The 20,267-nt window shown below is 67.9% G+C and carries 20 protein-coding genes; 13 read left to right on the top strand and 7 right to left on the bottom strand.

All coding sequences use genetic code 11. The features are described 5' to 3' along the window. Positions 1-16: 16 nt before the first annotated feature. From HDC31_RS11380 to HDC31_RS11370, 3 genes are read left to right on the top strand one after another with little or no spacing between them, the layout of a single operon-like run. Positions 17-661, top strand: coding sequence for an SRPBCC family protein (locus tag HDC31_RS11380; RefSeq protein WP_113681698.1), 645 nt, complete (start codon positions 17-19; stop codon positions 659-661). Further along, complete coding sequence (locus HDC31_RS11375) at positions 658-1,341, top strand: DUF4166 domain-containing protein (RefSeq protein WP_113681699.1); 684 nt, start codon at positions 658-660, stop codon at positions 1,339-1,341. The genes HDC31_RS11380 and HDC31_RS11375 overlap by 4 nt, the downstream gene beginning before the upstream one ends. After that, positions 1,338-2,021: a DUF4166 domain-containing protein gene (locus tag HDC31_RS11370; protein ID WP_113681700.1), complete on the top strand. Its 684-nt coding sequence runs from the start codon at positions 1,338-1,340 to the stop codon at positions 2,019-2,021. The genes HDC31_RS11375 and HDC31_RS11370 overlap by 4 nt, the downstream gene beginning before the upstream one ends. On the opposite strand, the gene HDC31_RS11365 is transcribed toward HDC31_RS11370, so the two are convergent. From HDC31_RS11365 to sdhC, 6 genes are all read right to left on the bottom strand, one after another. After that, positions 2,015-2,854 (bottom strand): exodeoxyribonuclease III, encoded by an 840-nt coding sequence (locus tag HDC31_RS11365; protein WP_179516118.1) that lies wholly within the window; start codon positions 2,852-2,854, stop codon positions 2,015-2,017. The two genes, HDC31_RS11370 and HDC31_RS11365, sit on opposite strands and share 7 nt — an antisense overlap. A 10-nt stretch (positions 2,855-2,864) precedes the next feature. Further along, positions 2,865-4,073: a YihY/virulence factor BrkB family protein gene (locus HDC31_RS11360; RefSeq protein ID WP_058631792.1), complete on the bottom strand. Its 1,209-nt coding sequence runs from the start codon at positions 4,071-4,073 to the stop codon at positions 2,865-2,867. A gap of 151 nt (positions 4,074-4,224) precedes the next feature. Next, entirely contained in the window at positions 4,225-4,992 is a 768-nt protein-coding gene (locus tag HDC31_RS11355; protein ID WP_058631793.1) for a succinate dehydrogenase iron-sulfur subunit, read from the bottom strand. Positions 4,993-4,994: 2 nt separating this feature from the next. Beyond that, the gene (gene sdhA, locus HDC31_RS11350; protein WP_046748937.1) at positions 4,995-6,821 is read right to left on the bottom strand and encodes a succinate dehydrogenase flavoprotein subunit; all 1,827 of its coding nucleotides are present in this window, start codon (positions 6,819-6,821) and stop codon (positions 4,995-4,997) included. A gap of 17 nt (positions 6,822-6,838) precedes the next feature. Next, on the bottom strand, positions 6,839-7,288 hold the full coding sequence (locus tag HDC31_RS11345; protein ID WP_058631794.1) for a succinate dehydrogenase hydrophobic membrane anchor subunit: 450 nt from the start codon (positions 7,286-7,288) through the stop codon (positions 6,839-6,841). Continuing rightward, positions 7,288-7,722 (bottom strand): succinate dehydrogenase, cytochrome b556 subunit, encoded by a 435-nt coding sequence (gene sdhC, locus HDC31_RS11340; RefSeq protein ID WP_072591539.1) that lies wholly within the window; start codon positions 7,720-7,722, stop codon positions 7,288-7,290. The genes HDC31_RS11345 and sdhC overlap by 1 nt, the downstream gene beginning before the upstream one ends. Positions 7,723-7,873: 151 nt before the next feature. On the opposite strand from sdhC, the gene HDC31_RS11335 reads away from it, so the two are divergent. The 10 genes from HDC31_RS11335 to HDC31_RS11290 all read left to right on the top strand — a co-directional run bounded on the left by HDC31_RS11335 (position 7,874) and on the right by HDC31_RS11290 (position 19,463). Then, positions 7,874-8,989 carry a mannose-1-phosphate guanylyltransferase gene (locus tag HDC31_RS11335; protein WP_113681701.1) on the top strand — a complete coding sequence of 372 codons (1,116 nt, stop codon included), beginning with the start codon at positions 7,874-7,876 and terminating at the stop codon, positions 8,987-8,989. 160 nt (positions 8,990-9,149) lie between these two features. After that, positions 9,150-10,271 carry a BMP family protein gene (locus tag HDC31_RS11330; protein ID WP_058631796.1) on the top strand — a complete coding sequence of 374 codons (1,122 nt, stop codon included), beginning with the start codon at positions 9,150-9,152 and terminating at the stop codon, positions 10,269-10,271. A gap of 131 nt (positions 10,272-10,402) precedes the next feature. Continuing rightward, positions 10,403-11,917: an ABC transporter ATP-binding protein gene (locus tag HDC31_RS11325; RefSeq protein ID WP_046748941.1), complete on the top strand. Its 1,515-nt coding sequence runs from the start codon at positions 10,403-10,405 to the stop codon at positions 11,915-11,917. Further along, positions 11,914-13,233 (top strand): ABC transporter permease, encoded by a 1,320-nt coding sequence (locus tag HDC31_RS11320; protein WP_046748942.1) that lies wholly within the window; start codon positions 11,914-11,916, stop codon positions 13,231-13,233. Before HDC31_RS11325 ends, HDC31_RS11320 begins: the two co-directional genes overlap by 4 nt. Continuing rightward, the gene (locus HDC31_RS11315; RefSeq protein ID WP_371861866.1) at positions 13,233-14,516 is read left to right on the top strand and encodes an ABC transporter permease; all 1,284 of its coding nucleotides are present in this window, start codon (positions 13,233-13,235) and stop codon (positions 14,514-14,516) included. Before HDC31_RS11320 ends, HDC31_RS11315 begins: the two co-directional genes overlap by 1 nt. A 27-nt stretch (positions 14,517-14,543) precedes the next feature. Beyond that, the gene (locus tag HDC31_RS11310; RefSeq protein ID WP_017828470.1) at positions 14,544-14,942 is read left to right on the top strand and encodes a cytidine deaminase; all 399 of its coding nucleotides are present in this window, start codon (positions 14,544-14,546) and stop codon (positions 14,940-14,942) included. After that, on the top strand, positions 14,939-16,252 hold the full coding sequence (locus HDC31_RS11305) for a thymidine phosphorylase (RefSeq protein WP_179516117.1): 1,314 nt from the start codon (positions 14,939-14,941) through the stop codon (positions 16,250-16,252). Before HDC31_RS11310 ends, HDC31_RS11305 begins: the two co-directional genes overlap by 4 nt. A gap of 50 nt (positions 16,253-16,302) precedes the next feature. Continuing rightward, entirely contained in the window at positions 16,303-17,418 is a 1,116-nt protein-coding gene (locus HDC31_RS11300; RefSeq protein ID WP_113681702.1) for an adenosine deaminase, read from the top strand. 2 nt (positions 17,419-17,420) lie between these two features. Then, positions 17,421-18,530, top strand: coding sequence for a polysaccharide deacetylase family protein (locus tag HDC31_RS11295; RefSeq protein ID WP_113681703.1), 1,110 nt, complete (start codon positions 17,421-17,423; stop codon positions 18,528-18,530). A gap of 27 nt (positions 18,531-18,557) precedes the next feature. Beyond that, positions 18,558-19,463, top strand: coding sequence for a carbohydrate kinase family protein (locus tag HDC31_RS11290; protein WP_113681704.1), 906 nt, complete (start codon positions 18,558-18,560; stop codon positions 19,461-19,463). A 3-nt stretch (positions 19,464-19,466) separates the two neighbouring features. Here the strand turns inward: HDC31_RS11290 and HDC31_RS11285 are convergent, their stop codons facing one another. Further along, positions 19,467-20,210: an alpha/beta hydrolase gene (locus HDC31_RS11285; protein ID WP_046748948.1), complete on the bottom strand. Its 744-nt coding sequence runs from the start codon at positions 20,208-20,210 to the stop codon at positions 19,467-19,469. Between the last annotated feature and the right edge of the window lie 57 nt (positions 20,211-20,267).

Genomic DNA, 20,267 nt, shown 5'->3' with positions numbered 1-20,267 from the left:
CCCCTACGATGGGCGCATGGCCTCCGCATCTCCCCGTCAACGGTCGCGGAAGGATCGGGCCCTCTACGTCGAGGTGCTGATCCGGGCTCCCCTGGACGATGTGTGGCGGCTCACCCAGGACCCGGCCTCGCACGTGCGATGGGATGCGCGTTTCACGGACATCGCGCCGCAGCGCACCAGGGCGGACGGAGCACAGGAGTTCCGATACGAGCTCGATCTCCGGCTGCACACCATCCGCGGGACCGGCATCTCGCTGGCGACGAAGGAGAGCGCTGCGGGGGAGCGCACCTCCGCGTTGCTTTTCGATACCGAAGACGCGTTCTCGCCCCTGGGCACAGGGCGCGGATACTGGCGGTACGTGCCGACAGAGGACGGCGTGCGGTTCCTCACGGGCTACGACTACGCCCCAGGATGGGGCTGGATCGGACGAGCGCTCGATCCGCTCATCACCCGACGCTTCGTCTGGTGGCTGACCGCGAGGAGCTTCGACCGTCTCCGGCTGTGGGCCGAGGCGGGGATCCCGCCCGAGCAGACGAGTGGATGGAGGTCGTTGCGCAGAGGCCGACGTCCCCGTGCCCGCAATTGCCTCTCGCGCCCGCCCCGACATGGCGGACGCACCATCATGCAGGACGCGCCCGAGTCGCTCGAGGCCATCGGATGAGCGCGGGGCGGGGGATCTTCGAGCGTGCGCTGGGAGACGATTTCGCCCGGCTCCACCCCCAGCTGCAGCGACGATTCGGGGTCGGGGTGGATGCGGGATACGGCTGCATCGGACGCGGCGTGATGTCAGAGGTGCGTCGCGGACCGTGGTGGACGTTGCCTTTCCTGCTGGTCGGCACCTTCCGCAACATCCTGTTCCCCGAGCGCGGGAGCGAGGTGCCCTTCCGTATCGACAACCACGCGTATATCGACGACTTCGGGCGCGAGACCGTGACCTTCGTGCGGACCATGGATGTGCGGCCGGGGCGACGCCGCCGGTTCGACGCGACCATGATCTACAGCGACGCCCGCCGGAGGGTCGTCGACTACCTGGGCACCCATCAGCACCTCGCCGTCGACCTCGACCTGGAGGTGACCGACGACGGCGCACTCCTGCTCACCTCGGGCGCACAGCGCTTCTACGAGGGGCGGTTCGCCTTCCGGTTCCCGATGCTGTTCAGCGGTCGCGCCAGACTCCTCGAGCGCTACGACGATGAGCAGAAGCGGTACCTCATCGACCTGGAGATCCACAACGACGTCTTCGGGTTCCTGTTCGGCTACCGAGGCGCCTTCACGTGCGAGTTCGTCGAGGGGCCGGCACCGGCGACCGTGAAGCCCTACCGCGAGGAGGTGAGGGAGTGACCGCTCGCGGTGCGGCCTTCCTGGAGGCGCTGGGCGAGGAAGCCGAGCGGCTCCACCCCGAGATCCTCGCGCAGATGCGTGTCCACGCGGATCCGGGGCGACCGGACCTCGACAGCGCCGACGGCGTGTTCACCGTCGCCGGCAGCAGGTTCGGCCGGCTCTCCGTTCTCGCTCGCCCCGTCGTCGGGCCCGGTCTGCTCGTCACCCGGCTCGCGAGGCATGTGCCGTTCCGGATCGAGACCGCATCGGCACGCACATCCTCGGGCCGGGGCGTGCTCGCCACCGTCCGCGAGTTCCGCTTCCCCGGTGCGACGCAGTATGTCAGGGATCGGCTCTTCGCGACGGGGCATCCTGGGCTGGTCCAGAACGCACTGGGCGATCGAGGCCGGGTCGAGATGCTCGAGCATTGTTCGGTGACGTCCGACGGCGCGCTGCGGATGCGCACTCGTGCCGTCCGCCTGCGGTTCGGGCGGTTGCGCATCCCGCTGCGTGGACCTCTTCGCGTCGACGTCGATCTCGTCGACGGCTGGGACGAGGTCCACGGTCGTCGCACGATCGACATGCAGGCAGTGAGCCCCCTGGTGGGAACAGTGCTGGAGTATCGCGGCTGGTACCGCTACGCGCCCGGCAACGGCCACGCCGTCACGGATGGCGACGGCGTGGCCGGCTCCGATCAGTAGCGGTAGTCGACGACCACCGGCGCGTGGTCGCTCCAGCGCTGGTCGTAGGCGGCGGCGCGCGCGACGTGATAGGTCTCCACGCGCTCCGCAAGAGCGGGCGTCGCCAAGTGGTAGTCGATACGCCACCCGGAATCGTTGTCGAACGCCTGCCCACGCATCGACCACCAGGTGTAGGGGCCGTCGACCTCCCCGTGGAATGCCCGGCCGACGTCGATCCAGCCGAGGCCGGTGCCGACGGTGCCGTCGACACCCGAGACCTCCGTACCCGCCTCTCCGAGGAACCGGTCGAAGTAGGCGCGCTCGCGTGGCAGGAAGCCCGCCTTCTTGCGATTGCCGCGCCAGTTCTTGATGTCGAGCTCACGGTGGCCGACGTTGAGGTCACCGGTGACGAGCGCCAGCGCACCTTCGGTGTTGAGTTCGCCGAGACGGGTGCCGAAGGCGTCGAGGAACTTCCACTTCTCATCCTGCTTGGGCGTGTCGGCCTCTCCGGAGTGCACGTACGCGCTCACGACGGTGAGGGGGCGGTCGCCGATCAGGTAGTCGGCCTCGATCCAGCGGCCCTTGGAGTCGAAGTCGTCGGGGCCGAAATCGGTGCGCGAGGCGAGCGCGGGCGTGCGGCTGGCGATGGCGACGCCTGCCCGTCCCTTCGCGGTGGCCTCGTCGTGCACGAACGACCACCCGGGAAGCGCGGCCTCCAGATGCTCGTCCTGCCCGCGGACCTCCTGGAGCGTGAGGATGTCGACGCCCGCCTCGTCCAACCACGAGCTCATCCCGTTGCGAGCCGCCGCTCGGATTCCGTTGACATTGACCGAGGCGATACGCAGATGAGGCATGGTCCCCAGCCTAACGAGGGTCGCCGACATCCCGTCCGGAGCGGTGGTTCAACTCGGCCAGCAGGCGTCGAGCGAGCGGTGTGCTCATGTCCGCCGGCGGGGGAGGGGAGGCCTCGAGGTCGTGAAGTTCATCCTCCGCATCGCGCAATGCCCGTCCCGCGGCCCACGCCCGATACCAGGGCGCGTCGAGTCGGGCCGCACGGGCGTCACGTACGCGGATGCGGGCGGCGGTCAGGAGGGTCTGGTACTCGGCCACGCGGCGTTCCGCTTCGGTCTGCTCCAGGAGGGGTTGATCGCGATCCTGTGCGGCGACCGCGATCCAGGACGAGGCGACCAGCATGACCACGCCGTTGATGCGGAACCAGAGCAGGAGACCGATGAAGATGGCGAACGTGGCGAGCAGCGGGTTGGAGGGCGTGTAGCTGAGGAGGAAGCCGGCACCGAACTGCAGGATCGTCATCGCTCCACCGCCCAGGAGAGCGCCGGGCCAGATCGTCCCCCAGTGCAGGGAGGTGCCGGTGAGGAAGCGGACCATCGCCGCCAGCGCGCCCGACATCAGCGCGAATGACACGATGACCGCGCCGATGCGGATCAGGATGACGCCGTTGGAACCGGAGTCCCAGCCCAGGAGGCCGAGGAGCCAGCTCAGGACGGCGGCGCTCGCGGAGCTGAGGATCGATCCGGCCACCAGCGAGGCACCGAAGATCACGGCGGCGAGGAGATCGCGCGCCTTCAGGATCACGTAGCTGCGGCGATCGGGCGGCAGACCGAAGATGTCTCTGGTCGCGCGCCGGGAGAAGGTGACCCAGCCGATCGCCGTCCAGATCACGGTGCCCAGGGCGATCAGACCGGTGATGCTCAGCACACCGGTCGTGCTCGAGGCGATCTCCTGCACCTGCTCCGGTGTGATCACCCCGCCCTCGGGCTGGATGAGGTTCGGTATGTAGCTGTTGATCATCGCGATCAGACCGTTCACCGCGTCTTCACTGCCACCGAGCCAGAGACCGGCGATCGCGAAGGCGAGGTAGATGGCCGCGAAGATCGCGAACAGCGCCTGGTAGCTAACGCCCGCGGCGAGGAGGAACCCGTTGTGCTGGAGGAAGTGCCGCCACACGCGAACGGGGAACAGCCCGAGAGTGCGCTGAGTGAGCGCTGAGGCGCGTTCGACAGCGGCATCGAGACGACCGGACTCGGTCGTGGAGCCATCGGGATCAGCCACGGTCCCACCTTATCCAAGCGTCGTGTTCATCCCCGCCTCCGCCATCTCCACATGCGCCGTCTCAGGCAGAAACGCGAGAACAGGCGGCTCCGGAACGGAACCGCCTGTCCTCGCGTGATCGCCTGATACGGCTCGTGCAGGCGAAGCCCGGTCAGGGGCGGCCGCGCAGGACAGCCTGCTTGACCTCGGCGATGGCCTTGGTGACCTCGATGCCGCGGGGGCACGCCTCGGAGCAGTTGAAGGTCGTGCGGCAGCGCCAGACGCCTTCCTTGTCGTTGAGGATGTCGAGACGCACGGCGGCGTTGTCGTCGCGCGAGTCGAAGATGAAGCGGTGTGCGTTGACGATCGCCGCCGGGCCGAAGTACTGCCCGTCGGTCCAGAACACGGGGCACGACGAGGTGCACGCGGCGCACAGGATGCACTTGGTGGTGTCGTCGAAGATCTCGCGGTCGGCGATGGACTGCGTGCGCTCCTTGCCCTTCTCCGGAACGGAGTTCGCGACGAGGAACGGCTGCACCTCGCGGTACGAGGCGAAGAACGGCTCCATGTCGACGACGAGGTCCTTCTCCAGCGGCAGACCCTTGATGGCCTCGACGTAGATCGGCTTCGAGATGTCGAGGTCCTTGATCAGCGTCTTGCAGGCCAGACGGTTGCGTCCGTTGATGCGCATGGCGTCGGAGCCGCAGATGCCGTGGGCACAGGAGCGGCGGAAGGTCAGCGAGCCGTCGACCTCCCACTTGATCTTGTGCAGGGCGTCCAGCACGCGGTCGGTGGAGTAGAGCTCCACGTCGTAGTCGACCCAGTGCGGCTCGGAGTCGACCTCGGGGTTGAACCGGCGGATGTTGAAGGTGACGATGAAGGACTGGATGCCGGTCTCTTCGGTGGTGTCGGCAGGTGCCTCTGCGATGGCGGTCGACATGCTCAGTACTTCCTCTCCATCGGCGGGTAGTTGAACTCGCCCTGCTCGTTCTTCGTGAAGACGACGGGCTTCCAGTCGAGCTTGATGTGATCGCTCGGCGTGGACGAGTGCGGGTCGCCGGTCAGGTAGGCCATGGTGTGCTTCATGTACTTCTCGTCGTCGCGCGTCGGGAAGTCGTCGCGCATGTGTCCGCCGCGGCTCTCCTGGCGGTTCTGCGCGGCGTAGACCACGACCTCGGCGATGTCGAGCAGGAAGCCCAGCTCGACGGCCTCGAGCAGATCGGTGTTGAACCGCTTGCCCTTGTCGTCGACGTGGACGTTGAGGTAGCGATCGCGCAGTTCCTTGATGACGCCGAGCACGTGCTCGAGCGACTCGTGCGTGCGGAACACCTGCGCGCCCTTGTCCATCTCGTCCTGCAACGTCTTGCGCAGCACCGCGATGCGTTCGGTGCCCTGGTTGTTGCGCAGACCCTCGATCATGCCGGACACGAAACCGGCCGGGTCCTCCGGCAGCGGCACGAACTCGGCGGTCTTCACATACTCGACGGCCTTGCGACCCGCGCGCTTGCCGAACACATTGATGTCGAGCAGCGAGTTGGTGCCGAGGCGGTTGGCGCCGTGCACCGAGACGCAGGCACATTCGCCGGCGGCGTACAGGCCGGGCACGACGGTGTCGTTGTCGGCGAGTACTTCGGCGTCGTTGTTCGTCGGGATGCCGCCCATCGCGTAGTGCGCGGTCGGCATCACGGGGACCGGCTCGACGACGGGGTCGACGCCCAGGTAGGTGCGGGCGAACTCGGTGATGTCCGGCAGCTTGGTCTCGAGCACCTCGGCACCGAGGTGCGTGCAGTCCAGCAGCACGTAGTCCTTGTGGGGACCGGCGCCGCGGCCCTCCGCGACCTCCTGGACCATGCAGCGCGCGACGATGTCACGTGGGGCGAGGTCCTTGATCGTCGGGGCGTAGCGCTCCATGAAGCGCTCGCCCGAGGCGTTGCGGAGGATGGCGCCTTCTCCTCGCGCTCCCTCGGTGAGGAGGATGCCGAGTCCGGCGAGGCCGGTCGGATGGAACTGGAAGAACTCCAGGTCCTCGAGCGGGAGGCCCTTGCGCCATACGATGCCGACGCCGTCGCCCGTGAGGGTGTGCGCGTTCGAGGTGGTCTTGAAGATCTTGCCGAAGCCGCCGGTCGCGAAGATCACGGCCTTGGCCTGGAAGACGTGCAGCTCGCCCGTGGCGAGGTCGTAGGCGACGACACCGGAGACCTGCGTCTTGCCGTCGGCGTCCTTCACCGTGAGGAGGTCGAGCACGTAGAACTCGTTGAAGAAGTTGATGCCGAGCTTCACGCAGTTCTGGAACAGCGTCTGCAGGATCATGTGGCCGGTGCGGTCGGCGGCGTAGCACGCGCGGCGGACCGGGGTCTTGCCGTGCTCGGCCGTGTGACCGCCGAAACGGCGCTGGTCGATCTTGCCCTCGGGGGTGCGGTTGAAGGGGAGGCCCATGTTCTCGAGGTCGATGACCGCGTCGATGGCCTCCTTCGCGAGGATCTCGGCTGCGTCCTGGTCGACGAGGTAGTCGCCGCCCTTGACGGTGTCGAAGGTGTGCCACTCCCAGGAGTCCTCCTCGACGTTCGCGAGGGCCGCCGCCATGCCGCCCTGCGCCGCACCGGTGTGCGATCGCGTCGGGTAGAGCTTGGAGATCACGGCGGTCTTCGCGCCGGGGCCGGCCTCGATGGCGGCGCGCATGCCCGCCCCACCGGCTCCCACGATCACGATGTCGAACTGGTGGTAGTGCACGCCGTCTCGGACGACGGAATCCTGCGTCTCGGTAGTCACTTCTCGTATGCCTTCTTCTAGTACCCGACGATCGCGGCGCATTCGGACCAGAGGACGCTGTCCTCGGTCACACCCAGGCACGGGTCGAACGTGAAGACCACGAGCGTGCCGAGGATGATGAGCAGGCCGGCGGCCAGCCCGAGCGCCCAGACCAGCGACTTGCGCGCCGTGCTGTTCGTCACGTAGTCGTTGACGATCGTGCGCATGCCGTTGGCGCCGTGGATGAGGGCGAGCCACAGCATGAGCACGTCCCACCACTGCCAGAACGGCGTGGCGAACTTGCCCGCGATGAACGCGAAGTCCAGTGCATGGATGCCTTCGCCGACCATGAGGTTGACGAACAGGTGGCCGAAGATCAGCACGACGAGCACGACGCCCGAGACGCGCATGAAGATCCAGCCCCACTTCTCGAGGTTGACCCCCCGGCGGCGGCGGGCCGGAGCGGCGGCGACGGTCTGTGCGGACATCAGTGTCCCCCTCCGAATCCGGCGAACGCGAGCATCAGATGGCGGGGCACGAAGCCGGCCATGATGATGCCCCACACCAGCAGGACGCCCCAGAACAGCTGACGCTGGTACTTGGCGCCCTTCGACCAGAAGTCGACGGCGATGATGCGCAGACCGTTCATCGCGTGGAACACGATGCCGGCCACGAGCACGACCTCGCCGAGGGCCATGATGGGGTTCTTGTACGTGCCGATGACGGCGTTGTACGCCTCCGGCGACACCCTGATCAGCGCCGTGTCGAGCACGTGCACCAACAGGAAGAAGAAGATGGCGACTCCGGTGATGCGGTGAAGCACCCACGACCACATGCCTTCGCGACCCCGATAGAGGGTGCCGCGGGGGGTCTTTGACGTGGTTTCCGAAATCGACGGTGTCAAGCGGGCGCTTGTGGACACGGTCGTCCTCCCTGGATCGATGTGAACCGGTCGCGTGCGCTCAGGCACGCCCGATCGGTGTCCATCCTATTCCTGTCAGATCACTGGGAGCGACGAAGGGGAGCCTAAGTGTCTCGATGTCGAGATGTTCCGTGGGGCTACCCTGGGCAGGGTGAGCGCACCAATCAAGGATTTCTACGCAGTGATTCCCGCCGGCGGCATCGGCAGCAGGCTCTGGCCGTTGTCCCGAGCCGACGCTCCGAAGTTCCTGCACGATCTGACCGGCTCGGGGCATTCGCTGCTGCGCGACACCTGGGATCGGCTCATTCCGCTCGCGGGGGAGGATCGGATCGCGGTGGTCACCGGGCGTGCGCACCGTGCCGCCGTCGAGGCCGAATTGCCCGGCATCCCGGATCTGAACGTCTTTCTGGAGTCGGAGCCGCGAGAGTCCGCGGCTGCGATCGGACTCGCCGCGGCGATCCTGCACCGCCGGAATCCCGACGTGGTGATCGGCTCGTTCAGTGCGGACCATGTGATCCGGGGAACGCGCGTGTTCGAGTTCGCCGTCCGCGACGCCGTCGAGGTCGCGCGGGAGGGGTACATCTGCACGATCGGCATCACCCCGACGGAGCCGGCGATCGGGTTCGGATACATCAAGATGGGCCCGGAGCTCGTGGTCGACGGTGCACGGGAGGCCGCTCTGGTGGCGAGCTTCGTCGAGAAGCCCGACCTCGAGACGGCGAAGGAGTACATCGCCGATCGCGGCTACCTCTGGAACGCCGGCATGTTCATCGCCAAGGCCAGCGTGCTGCTGGACGAGCTCGCTGCGAACGAACCGGAGCTGCACGCCGGTCTGCTCGAGCTCGCCGAGGCCTGGGACGATCGCGAACGTCGAGGGCCGGCTGTCGATCGGATCTGGCCGCGCCTGAAGAAGATCGCCATCGACTACGCGGTCGCCGAGCCCGCCGCGCGACGTGGACGCCTCGCCGTCGTCCCCGGTCACTTCGACTGGGACGATGTGGGTGACTTCGCCTCGCTCACCAAGCTCATCACCAACGGCCGCAAGAACGACCTCGCGGTGCTCGGGCCCAAGGCGCGCGTGCTCGCAGACGGCGCGAGCGGGATTCTGGTCAGCCAGACGACACGCGTCATCAGCCTGGTCGGGGTGCAGGACATCGTCGTGGTCGACACCCCTGACGCCCTGCTCGTCACCACGGTGCAGCACGCGCAGCGGGTCAAGGGCGTCGTCGAATCGCTCAAGCTCACGGGACGCGGTGACGTGCTCTGACACGTGCTCCGATGAGCAGGTGCTCACGCTCATCGGCTGTCTTGATTTCAGCTTGGTAACCATTGGCCAGCACGTGCGGCGCCGGTGTGCACAAAAACCGAAACACTAGGTAACTTTGATCGATCCGCGATGGCCGCGGTTTCGTTGAGGGAGGCATCAGTTGACCATCTCCACCACCAAGAAGCTGCTCGGCGTCACCGTCGCCGCTGGCGTCGTCTTCGCACTCGCCGGTTGCGGCCAGGCACCGACCGACAAGCCCGCCGGCTCCGGCGAGCCGGTTGCCTCGGACTTCCTGCCCTGCCTCGTCTCCGACGCCGGCGGCTGGAACGACAAGTCGTTCAACCAGTCCGCCAAGGAGGGCATGGACAGCGCCGCCGAGGAGCTGGACATCAAGCCGCTCGAATTCGAGTCGGCCAATGACAACGACTACGCGCCGAACCTGGAGACCGCCGTCTCCGAGGGCTGCTCGCTGATCGTCTCCGTCGGCTTCAAGCTGTCGGCCGCCACGGTCGAGTCCGCGCTCGCGAACCCCGAGATCGACTACGCGATCATCGACGACTGGGCCGACAACGACTTCGACGGCAACGTCGACGCTCCGAACATCAAGCCGCTGGTCTTCGACACGGCTCAGGCCGCCTACCTCGGTGGCTACGCCGCCGCGGCATGGTCCGCGCAGAGCGGTGTCAACAAGGTCGGCACCTTCGGCGGAATGCAGATCCCGTCGGTCGCCGTGTTCATGGACGGCTACCAGCTCGGCGTCGAGAAGTACAACGAGGACAAGTCGGCCGCTGTCGAGGTCTTCGGTTGGGACGAGGCCACGCAGAAGGGCTCCTTCACCGGTGGCTTCGACGCGAACGACACCGCCAAGCAGACCGCGCAGGGCGTGCTCGACCAGGGCGTCGACGTGATCCTCCCCGTCGGCGGTCCCGTGTACCAGAGCGCCGCGGCCGCGATCGCGGACAGCGGCAAGGACACCCTGATGCTCGGTGTCGACAGCGACCTCGCCGTCGCCGACCCGCAGGTCGCCGACATCACGCTCGTCTCGATCATGAAGGCGATCGACGTGGCTGTGAAGGACGCGACCCTCGCCGCTGCGAAGGGCGAGTTCGACCCGGCTCCCTACGTGGGCACGCTCGAGAACGAGGGCGTGAAGCTCTCCGGCTTCGGCGACTTCGAGTCGCAGCTTCCCGACGGCCTGATGGACGAGCTCAAGACCCTGCAGGAGCAGATCGTCTCGGGTGACATCAAGGTGGAGTCCCCGAACTCCCCGACGGCCAAGTAGATCCGTCGCAGTTCCCGCACGGGGCGAGTGGTGAGCAGTACGCCACTCGCCCCGTGCCGTGGGCGGACGACGAATCCGTCCACGACTCCTCTGGATAATCTTCTGGATACTCTTCTGGATAAGGTGCAGATATGAAGCTCGAACTTCGCGGCATCACCAAGCGCTTCGGCACCCTCGTCGCCAACGATCACATCGATCTCGTTGTCGAACCGGGGGAGATCCATGCGCTGCTCGGTGAGAACGGCGCAGGCAAGTCCACCCTCATGAATGTGCTCTACGGCCTGTACCAGGCCGACGAGGGCGAGATCCTCCTCAACGATGAGGTGCAGCGCTTCCGCGGTCCCGGAGACGCGATGGCTGCGGGGATCGGCATGGTCCACCAGCACTTCATGCTCGTCCCCGTGTTCACGGTGGCGGAGAACGTGATGCTCGGTCACGAGCAGACCAAGGCCCTCGGCAGGCTCGACATCGCGAAGGCGCGAGAGCACGTGCGCTCGGTCGCCGCCCGCTTCGGCTTCGACATCGACCCGGACGCCCTCGTCGGCGACCTCCCCGTGGGCGTGCAGCAGCGTGTCGAGATCATCAAGGCGCTCTCCCGCGATGCCAAGGTGCTGGTGTTCGACGAGCCGACGGCCGTGCTCACCCCACAGGAGACCGACGAGCTGATGGGCATCATGCGTCAGCTGCGTGACGAGGGCACGGCGATCGTCTTCATCACCCACAAGCTTCGTGAGGTCCGCGAGGTCGCGGACAAGATCACCATCGTCCGCCTCGGCCGCGTCGTCGGCGAGGCTTCGCCGACGGCGACCAACGCCGAGCTCGCCTCTCTCATGGTGGGACGAGCCGTCGAGCTCACCGTGCACAAGGAACCGCCCCGCCTGGGCGAGGGCGGTTTCGAGGTCAAGAACCTCCGCGTGCTGACTCCCGCGGGCGCGATCGTCGTCGACGGTGTCGACTTCGCCGTCCGCCCAGGGGAGGTGCTCGCGATCGCCGGCGTCCAGGGCAACGGGCAGACCGAGCTCGTCGAGGCGATCGTCGGTCTCGCCGCCCGCGTCGAGGGCAGCATCGAACTGGATGGCAACGAGCTGGTCGGCAAGAGCGTGCGGGCGATCCTCGATGCCGGTGTCGGCTTCGTGCCGGAGGACCGCACCGAGGACGGCCTGGTCGCCGGGTTCTCGGTCGCGGAGAACCTGATCCTCGATCGTTCGGACGACCCCGCGTTCAGCCGGGCCGGGACCCTGCGCCGCGGGGTGCTCGATGAGTTCGCCCGCGCGCGCATCAAGGAGTACGACATCCGTACCCAGGGGCCGGAGACGCCGGCGGGCACGCTGTCCGGCGGAAACCAGCAGAAGGTCGTGATCGCCAGGGAGATGAGCCGAGAGCTTCGTCTTCTCGTCGCGGCACAGCCCACCCGTGGTGTCGACGTCGGCTCGATCGAGTTCATCCACAAGCGCATCATCGAGACGCGAGACGCCGGTGTGCCGGTGATCGTCGTCTCCACGGAGCTCGACGAGGTCGCAGCTCTCGCCGACCGGATCGCGGTCATGTACCGCGGCACGATCGTCGGCATCGTCCCCGGCGACACGCCTCGGGAGACGCTCGGACTCATGATGGCCGGAGCGGCCGAAGGGGAGGTGGCCGCGTGAGCGGAGCGACACCCGGCGCAGGAGACGTGACCAAGGGGATCCCGCCGCAGGAGCTCGCCACGAGCACCGGCACGGTTCCGCGCGACCCCAGCGATGTCCCCCCGCCTCCGCGCGGAAACGTGATCCTCAAGGAGATCCTCCGGGGGAGTGCCGTCACGACGATCCTCGCGATCGTCCTGGCCCTCATCGTCGGCGGCATCCTGATCGCCCTGACGAACGAAGACGTGCAGGCGGCCTCCGTCTACTTCTTCGCGCAGCCCGGCGACACCTTCGTCGCCGCCTGGAACGCGGTGTACAACGGGTACGAGGCGCTGTTCCGCGGGGCGATCTTCAACGCCCGCGGAGCCGACTTCGCCGCGCAGATCCGTCCCCTGACGAACACGCTCGGCTTCGCGGCACCGCTCATCGCGGCCGGTCTCGGCGTCGCACTCGCGTTCCGCGTCGGTCTGTTCAACATCGGTGCCCGCGGCCAGATGCTCATCGGTGTCGCCGTCGCGGCCCTGCTGACGTTCTCGCTCGACCTGCCGATCTGGCTGCACATCCCGGTCACGCTCATCGCGGGAATCGCGGGCGGTGCACTCTGGGGTGCGATCGCGGGGCTCATCAAGGCGCGCACCGGTGCGCACGAGGTGATCCTCACCATCATGCTCAACTACATCGCCTACTACCTCCTGCTGTGGATGATCCGCACCCCCGGACTCCTCCAGAAGCCGGGGACCAACCAGGCCCTGGGTTCCGCGACTCCGGAGAGCGCGCAGTTCCCGACCCTGCTCGGTCCGCAGTTCCCGCTGCTCGACCTCGGTTTCGTGATCGTGATCGTCGCCACGCTGTTCGTGTGGTGGCTCATCGAGCGCTCGTCCCTCGGCATGCGCATGCGCGCAGTGGGTGAGAACCCGCATGCGGCTCGTGCGGCGGGCATCAGCGTGCAGCGCATCTACGTCTACGCGATGCTCTTCGCCGGCGGTCTGGCCGGCCTCGCCGGCATGAACCAGATCCAGGGCGCCGTCACCACGGGTGTGACGGAGACCATCGACGCCGGCATCGGCTTCGACGCGATCACGGTCGCGCTCCTCGGACGCAGCCGCGCCTGGGGCACGTTCGCGGCCGGCATCCTGTTCGGTGCGCTCAAGGCGGGTTCGTTCTCGATGCAGGCGCAGAACATCCCGGTCGACATCGTGCTCGTCGTGCAGTCGCTCGTGGTGCTCTTCATCGCCGCGCCGCCGCTGCTGCGCACGGTGTTCTTCCTCCCGAAGACCGACATCGAGAAGGCGGCGAGGCTCAGAGCCAAGGCCGCGAAGAAGGCGGTGGCGGCATGATGTCCCTCGTGCAGACCCAGGCCGCGGACGGCACAGTGCAGCTCGCGACCGTCAAGGAACGGCACCTCAAGGCGCCGATCGTGCTCGCCGGAGCCACCGTGCTCCTGGCGCTGCTGTTCCTGCTCGTGCCGCGCGACGGCATCAGCACGTTCCGGCTCTCCGACCAGTCGTCGGCACTCGCCCTGCCCGACGTCGCCCTGCCGACCGCCTCGACCTTCTGGGTCGTCTTCGGCATCCTGGTGGTCCTGACCGTCGGAGCGTTCCTCCGCGCCTGGACCTATCGCAAGCCGTCGCTGTGGCTCGTGGTGGCCTACGGCGTGCTCGCCGTGTTCGCCTTCCTGGTCTGGGCTGCGGCAGGCGGGCTCGTCCCCGTCACCAGCCTGCTGTTCGGCGCGGTGTCGCTCTCGGTGCCGCTGGTGTTCGGCGCGCTGGGTGGTGTCATCGGCGAGCGTGCCGGTGTGGTCAACGTCGCGATCGAGGGCCAGCTGCTGCTGGGCGCCTTCTCCGCCGCGCTGCTCTCCAGCATCACCGGCAACCCGTTCGTCGGCCTTGTCGGCGCGATGATCGGCGGCGTCCTCGTGGCGAGCGTCCTCGCCGCGTTCGCGATCAAGTACCTCGTCGAGCAGGTCATCGTCGGTGTCGTGCTCAACGTGCTCGTCACCGGCCTCACCGGGTTCCTCTACGGCGCCCTGCTGGCCCCGAACGAGGCGACGCTGAACGCCCCGGTGCGGTTCCCGCGCTTCGAGATCCCGCTGCTCAGCGACATCCCCATCATCGGCCCCGTGCTCTTCAACCAGACGTTCATCGGGTACCTGATGTTCATCACCGTCGCGGTGGTGGCATGGGGCCTGTACCGCACGCGCTGGGGTCTGCGGCTGCGTGCCGTCGGCGAGCACCCGCAGGCGGCCGACACGGTGGGCATCAAGGTCAACCCGACGCGATTCTGGAACGTGCTGCTGGCCGGCGCGATCGCGGGCATGGGTGGTGCGTACTTCACACTCGTCTCGGTACCGCAGTTCGGCAAGGACATGACGGCGGGGCTCGGCTTCATCGCCCTCGCCGCGGTGATCTTCGGTCGCTGGGATCCGATCCGTGCGACCCTCGCCGCCCTGCTGTTCGGCTTCGCCACCAACCTGCAGAACCTGCTGTCGATCCTGAAGACGCCGATCCCCGGCGAGTTCATGCTGATGCTGCCGTACGTCGTGACGCTGCTCGCGGTCGCCGGGTTCGCCGGCCAGATCAAGGCGCCTGCCGCCGACGGCAAGCCCTACATCAAGTCGTAGCCCTGCCGGGAAGAGAGAAGCATCGCAATGACGGACATCGACTGGGATGAACTGCGCCAGGTCGCGACCGACGCCATGACCAAGGCCTACGCGCCCTACTCGCGCTATCGCGTGGGGGCGGCGGCCCTCGTGGGCGACGGTCGGATCGTGGCCGGCTGCAACGTCGAGAACGCCTCGTACGGTGTGACGCTGTGCGCGGAGTGCGCTCTGGTGGGCGACCTGCACATGTCGGGCGGCGGCCAGCTCGTCGCCTTCGTGTGCGTGAACAACGAGGGGCAGACGATCATGCCGTGCGGGCGCTGCCGCCAGCTGCTGTTCGAGCATGCGATGCCCGGGATGCTGCTGGAGACCGTCTCCGGCATCCGCACGATCGACGAGGTGCTGCCCGATGCGTTCGGGCCGCGCGACCTGGAGGAAGCACGATGACCGCTGGACAGGCTCAGGGAGCCATCGAACCGTTCGATGCGATCGATGTGATCCGCGCCAAGCGCGACGGCGGTGCGGTGCCCGAGCCCGCGCTGCGCTGGATGGTCGACGCCTACACGCGGGGCTACGTGTCGGACGCGCAGATGGCATCGTTCGCGATGGCGATCTTCCAGCGCGGCATGGAGCGCGACGAGATCCGGGTGCTGACGGATGCGATGATCGCGTCGGGGGAGCGGATGAGCTTCGCCTCGCTCGGCAAGCGCACCGTCGACAAGCACTCCACCGGTGGTGTCGGTGACAAGATCACGCTGCCGCTCGCGCCTCTGGTGGCATCCTTCGGTGTGGCGGTGCCGCAGCTGAGCGGTCGCGGTCTCGGACACACCGGCGGCACGCTCGACAAGCTCGAGTCGATCCCCGGCTGGCGCGCGGCTCTCAGCAACGAGGAGATGTTCGCGCAGATGCAGGGCGACGTGGGCGCTGTCATCTGCGCCGCCGGCTCCGGGCTCGCTCCCGCCGACAAGAAGCTCTACGCGCTCCGCGACGTCACCGGCACCGTGGAGGCGATCCCGCTGATCGCCTCCAGCATCATGTCGAAGAAGATCGCGGAGGGGACGGATGCCCTCGTGCTCGACGTGAAGTTCGGATCCGGTGCGTTCATGCAGGACATCGACCGCGCTCGCGAGCTGGCGCGCACGATGGTCGCCCTCGGCACCGACTCCGGCGTCGCGACGACCGCCCTGCTGACCGACATGAACGTCCCGCTCGGCCTCGCGATCGGAAACGCGAACGAGGTGCGGGAGTCGGTGGAGATCCTCGCCGGTGGCGGACCCTCCGACGTGCGGGAGCTGACCATCGCCCTGGCGCGCGAGATGCTGGCCCTCGCCGGACAGCCGGACGCCGACGTGGAGGCCGCGCTCGACGACGGGCGTGCCATGGACACCTGGAAGGCGATGATCCGCGCGCAGGACGGCGATCCGGATGCCGAGCTGCCGACGGCACGGGAGACGCACCAGGTGCTCGCACCGGCCGACGGCGTCGTCACGCGCATGGACGCCCTTCCGTTCGGCGTCGCCGCCTGGCGTCTCGGCGCGGGTCGCGCCAGGGCGCAGGATCCCGTGATCTTCGAAGCGGGAATCGATCTGCACGCGAAGCCCGGCGATCGCGTCGTCGCCGGTCAGCCGCTGTTCACCCTCTCCGCCGCAGACGATGCTCGTTTCGGCCGGGCGCTCGACGCGCTCGATGGCTCGTGGGAGATCGGGGACGAGGCGCCGGTCACCGGTCCCATCGTCCGCGAGCGCATCACCTCGTGACGTCGGACCGCTAGCCTGATCTGAGCACATCCGCGACCGAGAGGATCACCATGTCGATCGATGCGAACGGCGACGTCACGCTTCAGGGAGTCTCCTTGCGGAGCCTGCCCAAGGTGTCGCTGCACGACCACCTCGACGGTGCGGTACGGCCCGCCACGATCATCGAGCTCGCGGATGAGATCGGACTGGACGTTCCCGAGTCGAAGCCTGCTGCTCTGGGTTCGTGGTTCGCGAAGCAGAGCGACTCGGGTTCTCTGGTCGAGTACCTCAAGACGTTCGACCTCACCACCGCCGTGATGCAGACCCAGGAGGGGCTCACCCGCGTCGCGCGCGAGTTCGTGCAGGATCTCGCCGCCGACGGAGTGATCTACGGCGAGGTGCGCTGGGCACCAGAGCAGCATCTGGCTCGCGGTCTCACGCTCGAGCAGACCGTGGAAGCCGTGCAGCAGGGCATCGAAGAGGGAGAAGACCTCGCCGACCGCTCCGGACGCAGCATCCGGGTCGGGCAGCTCATCACCGCGATGCGCCACACCGACCGCGCCCTCGAGATCGCCGAGCTCGCGGTCGACTTCCGCGGTCGCGGTGCGGTGGGCTTCGACATCGCGGGACCGGAGGACGGATTCCCGCCGTCGAACCACCGCAAGGCGTTCGACTACCTCGCCGAGAACTTCTTCCCCGTCACCGTGCATGCGGGCGAGGCGGCCGGCCTGGCCTCGATCCGCTCGGCGCTGCTGGACGGGCGCGCCCTGCGCCTCGGCCACGGCGTGCGCATCGCGCAGGACCTCCAGGTCATCACGCAGGAGGGCGACGAGGTGCAGGTGCAGTTCGGCGACCTCGCTCGCTGGGTGCGCGACCGTGAGATCCCGCTCGAGCTCTCGCCGTCGTCGAACCTGCAGACCGGAGCGATCGCCGCGTGGGGCGACACGATGGTGGATCACCCGTTCGACCTTCTCTACCAGCTCGGGTTCGCGGTGACCGTGAACGTCGACAACCGCACCATGAGCGCCACGTCTCTCACACGGGAACTCGCCCGGCTGGTCGAGACGTTCGAGTACGACCTCGACGACCTCGAGACGTTCCAGTTCAATGCGGCTGCTGCGGCATTCCTGCCCGTCGAGGAGCGCGAGGAGCTCGTGGAGATGATCGCCGAAGGCTTCGACGCCTGATCATGGCTTCCGGGGGGAAGAAACGGGCCGCACGAACCGCCGTCATCGTCGGCACGATCGCGGCGGCCGTCGTGGTCGGAGGAGGCATCGCCGCCTTCGCCTGGATGAACCGCACGCCGGAGAACACCGTCCCGAAGGCGCAGTCCATGGCGATCGAGCATCCGCTGACTCCCGCGGAGCAGATCGTCGCCGATGCGGACGACCCGCGCGCCTGCGCTGTCACGTTCTCGGGCGAGGGTGCGCCCACCGATCCGATGCTGCAGTTCCAGGACGACCTCTACCAGGGACTGCCGATCCCGCAGCTCGACGGCAGGGTGTTCGCCGGCTGGTACTCGAGCGCTGCGGACGCCGGGGCGCTCACCGTCGCCGCGCGTGTGAACGGCGCAGACCCCGTGGTGTGCGCCGATCAACAGGTCGAGCTCTTCGCGGCATGGAGGACGCCGGAGGACAACGCGGCGGAGAACGTGCGAGTGCCCATCCTGATGTACCACCAGTTCACGGCGAACCCGGAGGGGGAGAAGGGCTGGTTGCGGGGCAACTACGCCTACATCGGCGACTTCGACGCGCAGATGAACCACATCGCGACGACGGGGTTCTACCTGCCGACGTGGGACGAGCTCAGCGCCTTCATCGACGGTCGGCTCTCGCTTCCCGCCAAGAGCGTGATCATCACCGATGACGACGCCGACCAGTCGTGGTTCGATCTGGCGGTGCCGGTCGTCGACAGGTACAAGCTGCTCAGCACGTCGTTCATGATCACGGCCTACCGGCAGGATCCCGCGCCCTCGATCTACGTGCAGCGTCGCTCGCACACGCACGACATGCACCAGGCCGGAGACAACGGCAAGGGCCGGATGGTCAACTGGACGGCCGATCAGATCGCGGCCGACCTCACCACGTCGGCCGGCGTGCTCGGCGTGGGGCAGGTGGTCGCCTATCCGTTCGGGCACTACAACAACACGACCAAGCAGGGAGTCGCGCAGGCCGGATTCGAGATGGGACGCACCATCGAACCCGGTTACGTGACGATCGGCACCGACAAGCTCGCTCTCCCCGTCGTGCGCATCGACTACGGCATGGGGCTCGACGCGCTGGTCTCGCGCATCGGCTGAGGGCGGAGCACGCGGCAGGATGGTGCCATGCCCTCCTCGTCAGAGTCCGCCTCCGTCGTCATCGTCGGGCCGGCGTCATGGAACACGATCGTCGTGCTCGACCGGCTGCCGGAGCCGGTACCGCACATGCAGTTCGCCGAGAGCGCCTGGGAGACGGTCGGAGGCACGAGCGCGGGCAAGGCGCTCAGCCTGACCGCGCTGGGCAGGTCTGTCCGGCTCCACGCCACCGCCGGGGTGGACAGGGAGGGCGTACACGTCCGAGAGGCCCTACGTGCCGCGGGGGTGCCGGTGGACTGGCATGACGGTGTCACGGAGCGGCATCTCAATCTGATGACGCGCGCGGGTGAGCGGGTCTCGCTCTACCTGGCCACGCCGGGGGAGACGACGGGTGAACACGACCGGCTCGCGCACGGGGAGATGGCGGCAGCCGACGCCGTCGTGCTCGACCTTGCGGCCGAACCCCTGCGCCTGCTGCCCCTGGCCCGGTCGACCGGTACGCCGATCTGGGTCGACGTGCACGACTACGACGGGTCGGCGGACTACCATCGGCCTTTCCTCGACGCCGCCGACGCGGTGTTCTGCAACGCCGACAGACTCGACGACCCGATCGGGTTCCTCCGATCACTCATCGCGGAGAGAACCCGTCTGGCCGTCTGCACTCTGGGCGCGGACGGTGCCGTCGCGGTCGACGAAGACGGCACCGTCCACCGGGTTCCTGCAGAATCCGTCGATGTCGTCGACACGAACGGGGCGGGAGATGCCTTCCTGGCTGGGGTGCTCGATGCGCGGCTCGACGGAGCCGACGTCCCTACCGCCCTCCGGGCGGGAGCACGGTCAGCGGCGACGGCGCTGCGAACGCGACACCTGCATCCGTTGCTCGACCCCGTACTCGACCCCGTGCTCGACCTCGGGTTCGACCCTGTGGGGGAGTGAGGCTCAGGGGGCGAGCGGGGCGAGGAAGTCTCCGGCGAGACGCGTGACCTCCGCATGCATGTCGTCGCTCGAGATGGTCGGGGTGCCGTCGCCGTCCTGTGGACCGTAGTCGCCGAAGGAGGCGTGAGATGCGCCCTCGATCTCGACCAGGTCGGCATCGCCGGGCAGCTCGGGCCGGGCATCCGCGATCTTCTGGGGCGTGGACAGCCCGTCCTCGCTCCCCGCGAGGCTCAGAACGGGCAGGTCGCTTCCGGAGAGGTCGTTCGCGCAGTAGGACGCGAACAGCACCAGCGCGTCGGCATCGGACGCGAGCTGACAGGCACGCACCCCGCCCAGTGAGTGGCCGCCGACGCTCCACACGTCGATTCCGGGGGCCGCGGAGGTGAACGCGTCGAGACCGCGCGGGTCGAAGAATGCCAGGTTGAGCCATGGGCGCGTGATCACGACGGTGACCCCGTCCTCGGCCAGGCCCTGCAGGATGGCCGCGTATGCCCACGGGTCGACCTTGGCTCCGGGGATGAACACGAGGCCGAGGTCCGAGTCTCCGTCCGCGGGAGCGAGCACGATGCCCTGGTCGGCGTCGGTCACCGTGATCGCCGGGTTCTCGCGCACGGCCGCGAGCGGTTCCGGCTCCGCGGACATGACGCCGATCTGGCTCCAGGCGAGTACACCGCCGACGGCGAGCACGAGCACGATGGCGATGCTCCACAGCACGCGCCTCAGGATCCGGTGGGACTTCTTCTTCACGGGACAACGCTACTCCGCGCGGTGACCCGGTGATGCACGACGGCGCTCTCGCAACGG

Source organism: Microbacterium sp. JAI119 (assembly GCF_013410135.1).
In the GTDB taxonomy this organism is placed as follows: domain Bacteria; phylum Actinomycetota; class Actinomycetes; order Actinomycetales; family Microbacteriaceae; genus Microbacterium; species Microbacterium oxydans.
The sequence above is the reverse complement of the archived record's forward strand: the minus strand, read 5'-3'. Positions and strand labels throughout refer to the sequence as shown.

Coding starts and splice junctions, on each gene's coding strand:
- HDC31_RS11325 (WP_046748941.1), top strand. CDS start 10,403: ATGAAGCTCGAACTTCGCGGCATCACCAAGCGCTTCGGCACCCTCGTC.
- HDC31_RS11315 (WP_371861866.1), top strand. CDS start 13,233: ATGTCCCTCGTGCAGACCCAGGCCGCGGACGGCACAGTGCAGCTCGCG.
- HDC31_RS11355 (WP_058631793.1), bottom strand. CDS start 4,992: ATGTCGACCGCCATCGCAGAGGCACCTGCCGACACCACCGAAGAGACC.
- HDC31_RS11375 (WP_113681699.1), top strand. CDS start 658: ATGAGCGCGGGGCGGGGGATCTTCGAGCGTGCGCTGGGAGACGATTTC.
- HDC31_RS11365 (WP_179516118.1), bottom strand. CDS start 2,854: ATGCCTCATCTGCGTATCGCCTCGGTCAATGTCAACGGAATCCGAGCG.
- HDC31_RS11295 (WP_113681703.1), top strand. CDS start 17,421: ATGGCTTCCGGGGGGAAGAAACGGGCCGCACGAACCGCCGTCATCGTC.
- HDC31_RS11345 (WP_058631794.1), bottom strand. CDS start 7,288: ATGTCCGCACAGACCGTCGCCGCCGCTCCGGCCCGCCGCCGCCGGGGG.
- HDC31_RS11300 (WP_113681702.1), top strand. CDS start 16,303: ATGTCGATCGATGCGAACGGCGACGTCACGCTTCAGGGAGTCTCCTTG.
- HDC31_RS11380 (WP_113681698.1), top strand. CDS start 17: ATGGCCTCCGCATCTCCCCGTCAACGGTCGCGGAAGGATCGGGCCCTC.
- HDC31_RS11305 (WP_179516117.1), top strand. CDS start 14,939: ATGACCGCTGGACAGGCTCAGGGAGCCATCGAACCGTTCGATGCGATC.
- HDC31_RS11290 (WP_113681704.1), top strand. CDS start 18,558: ATGCCCTCCTCGTCAGAGTCCGCCTCCGTCGTCATCGTCGGGCCGGCG.
- HDC31_RS11310 (WP_017828470.1), top strand. CDS start 14,544: ATGACGGACATCGACTGGGATGAACTGCGCCAGGTCGCGACCGACGCC.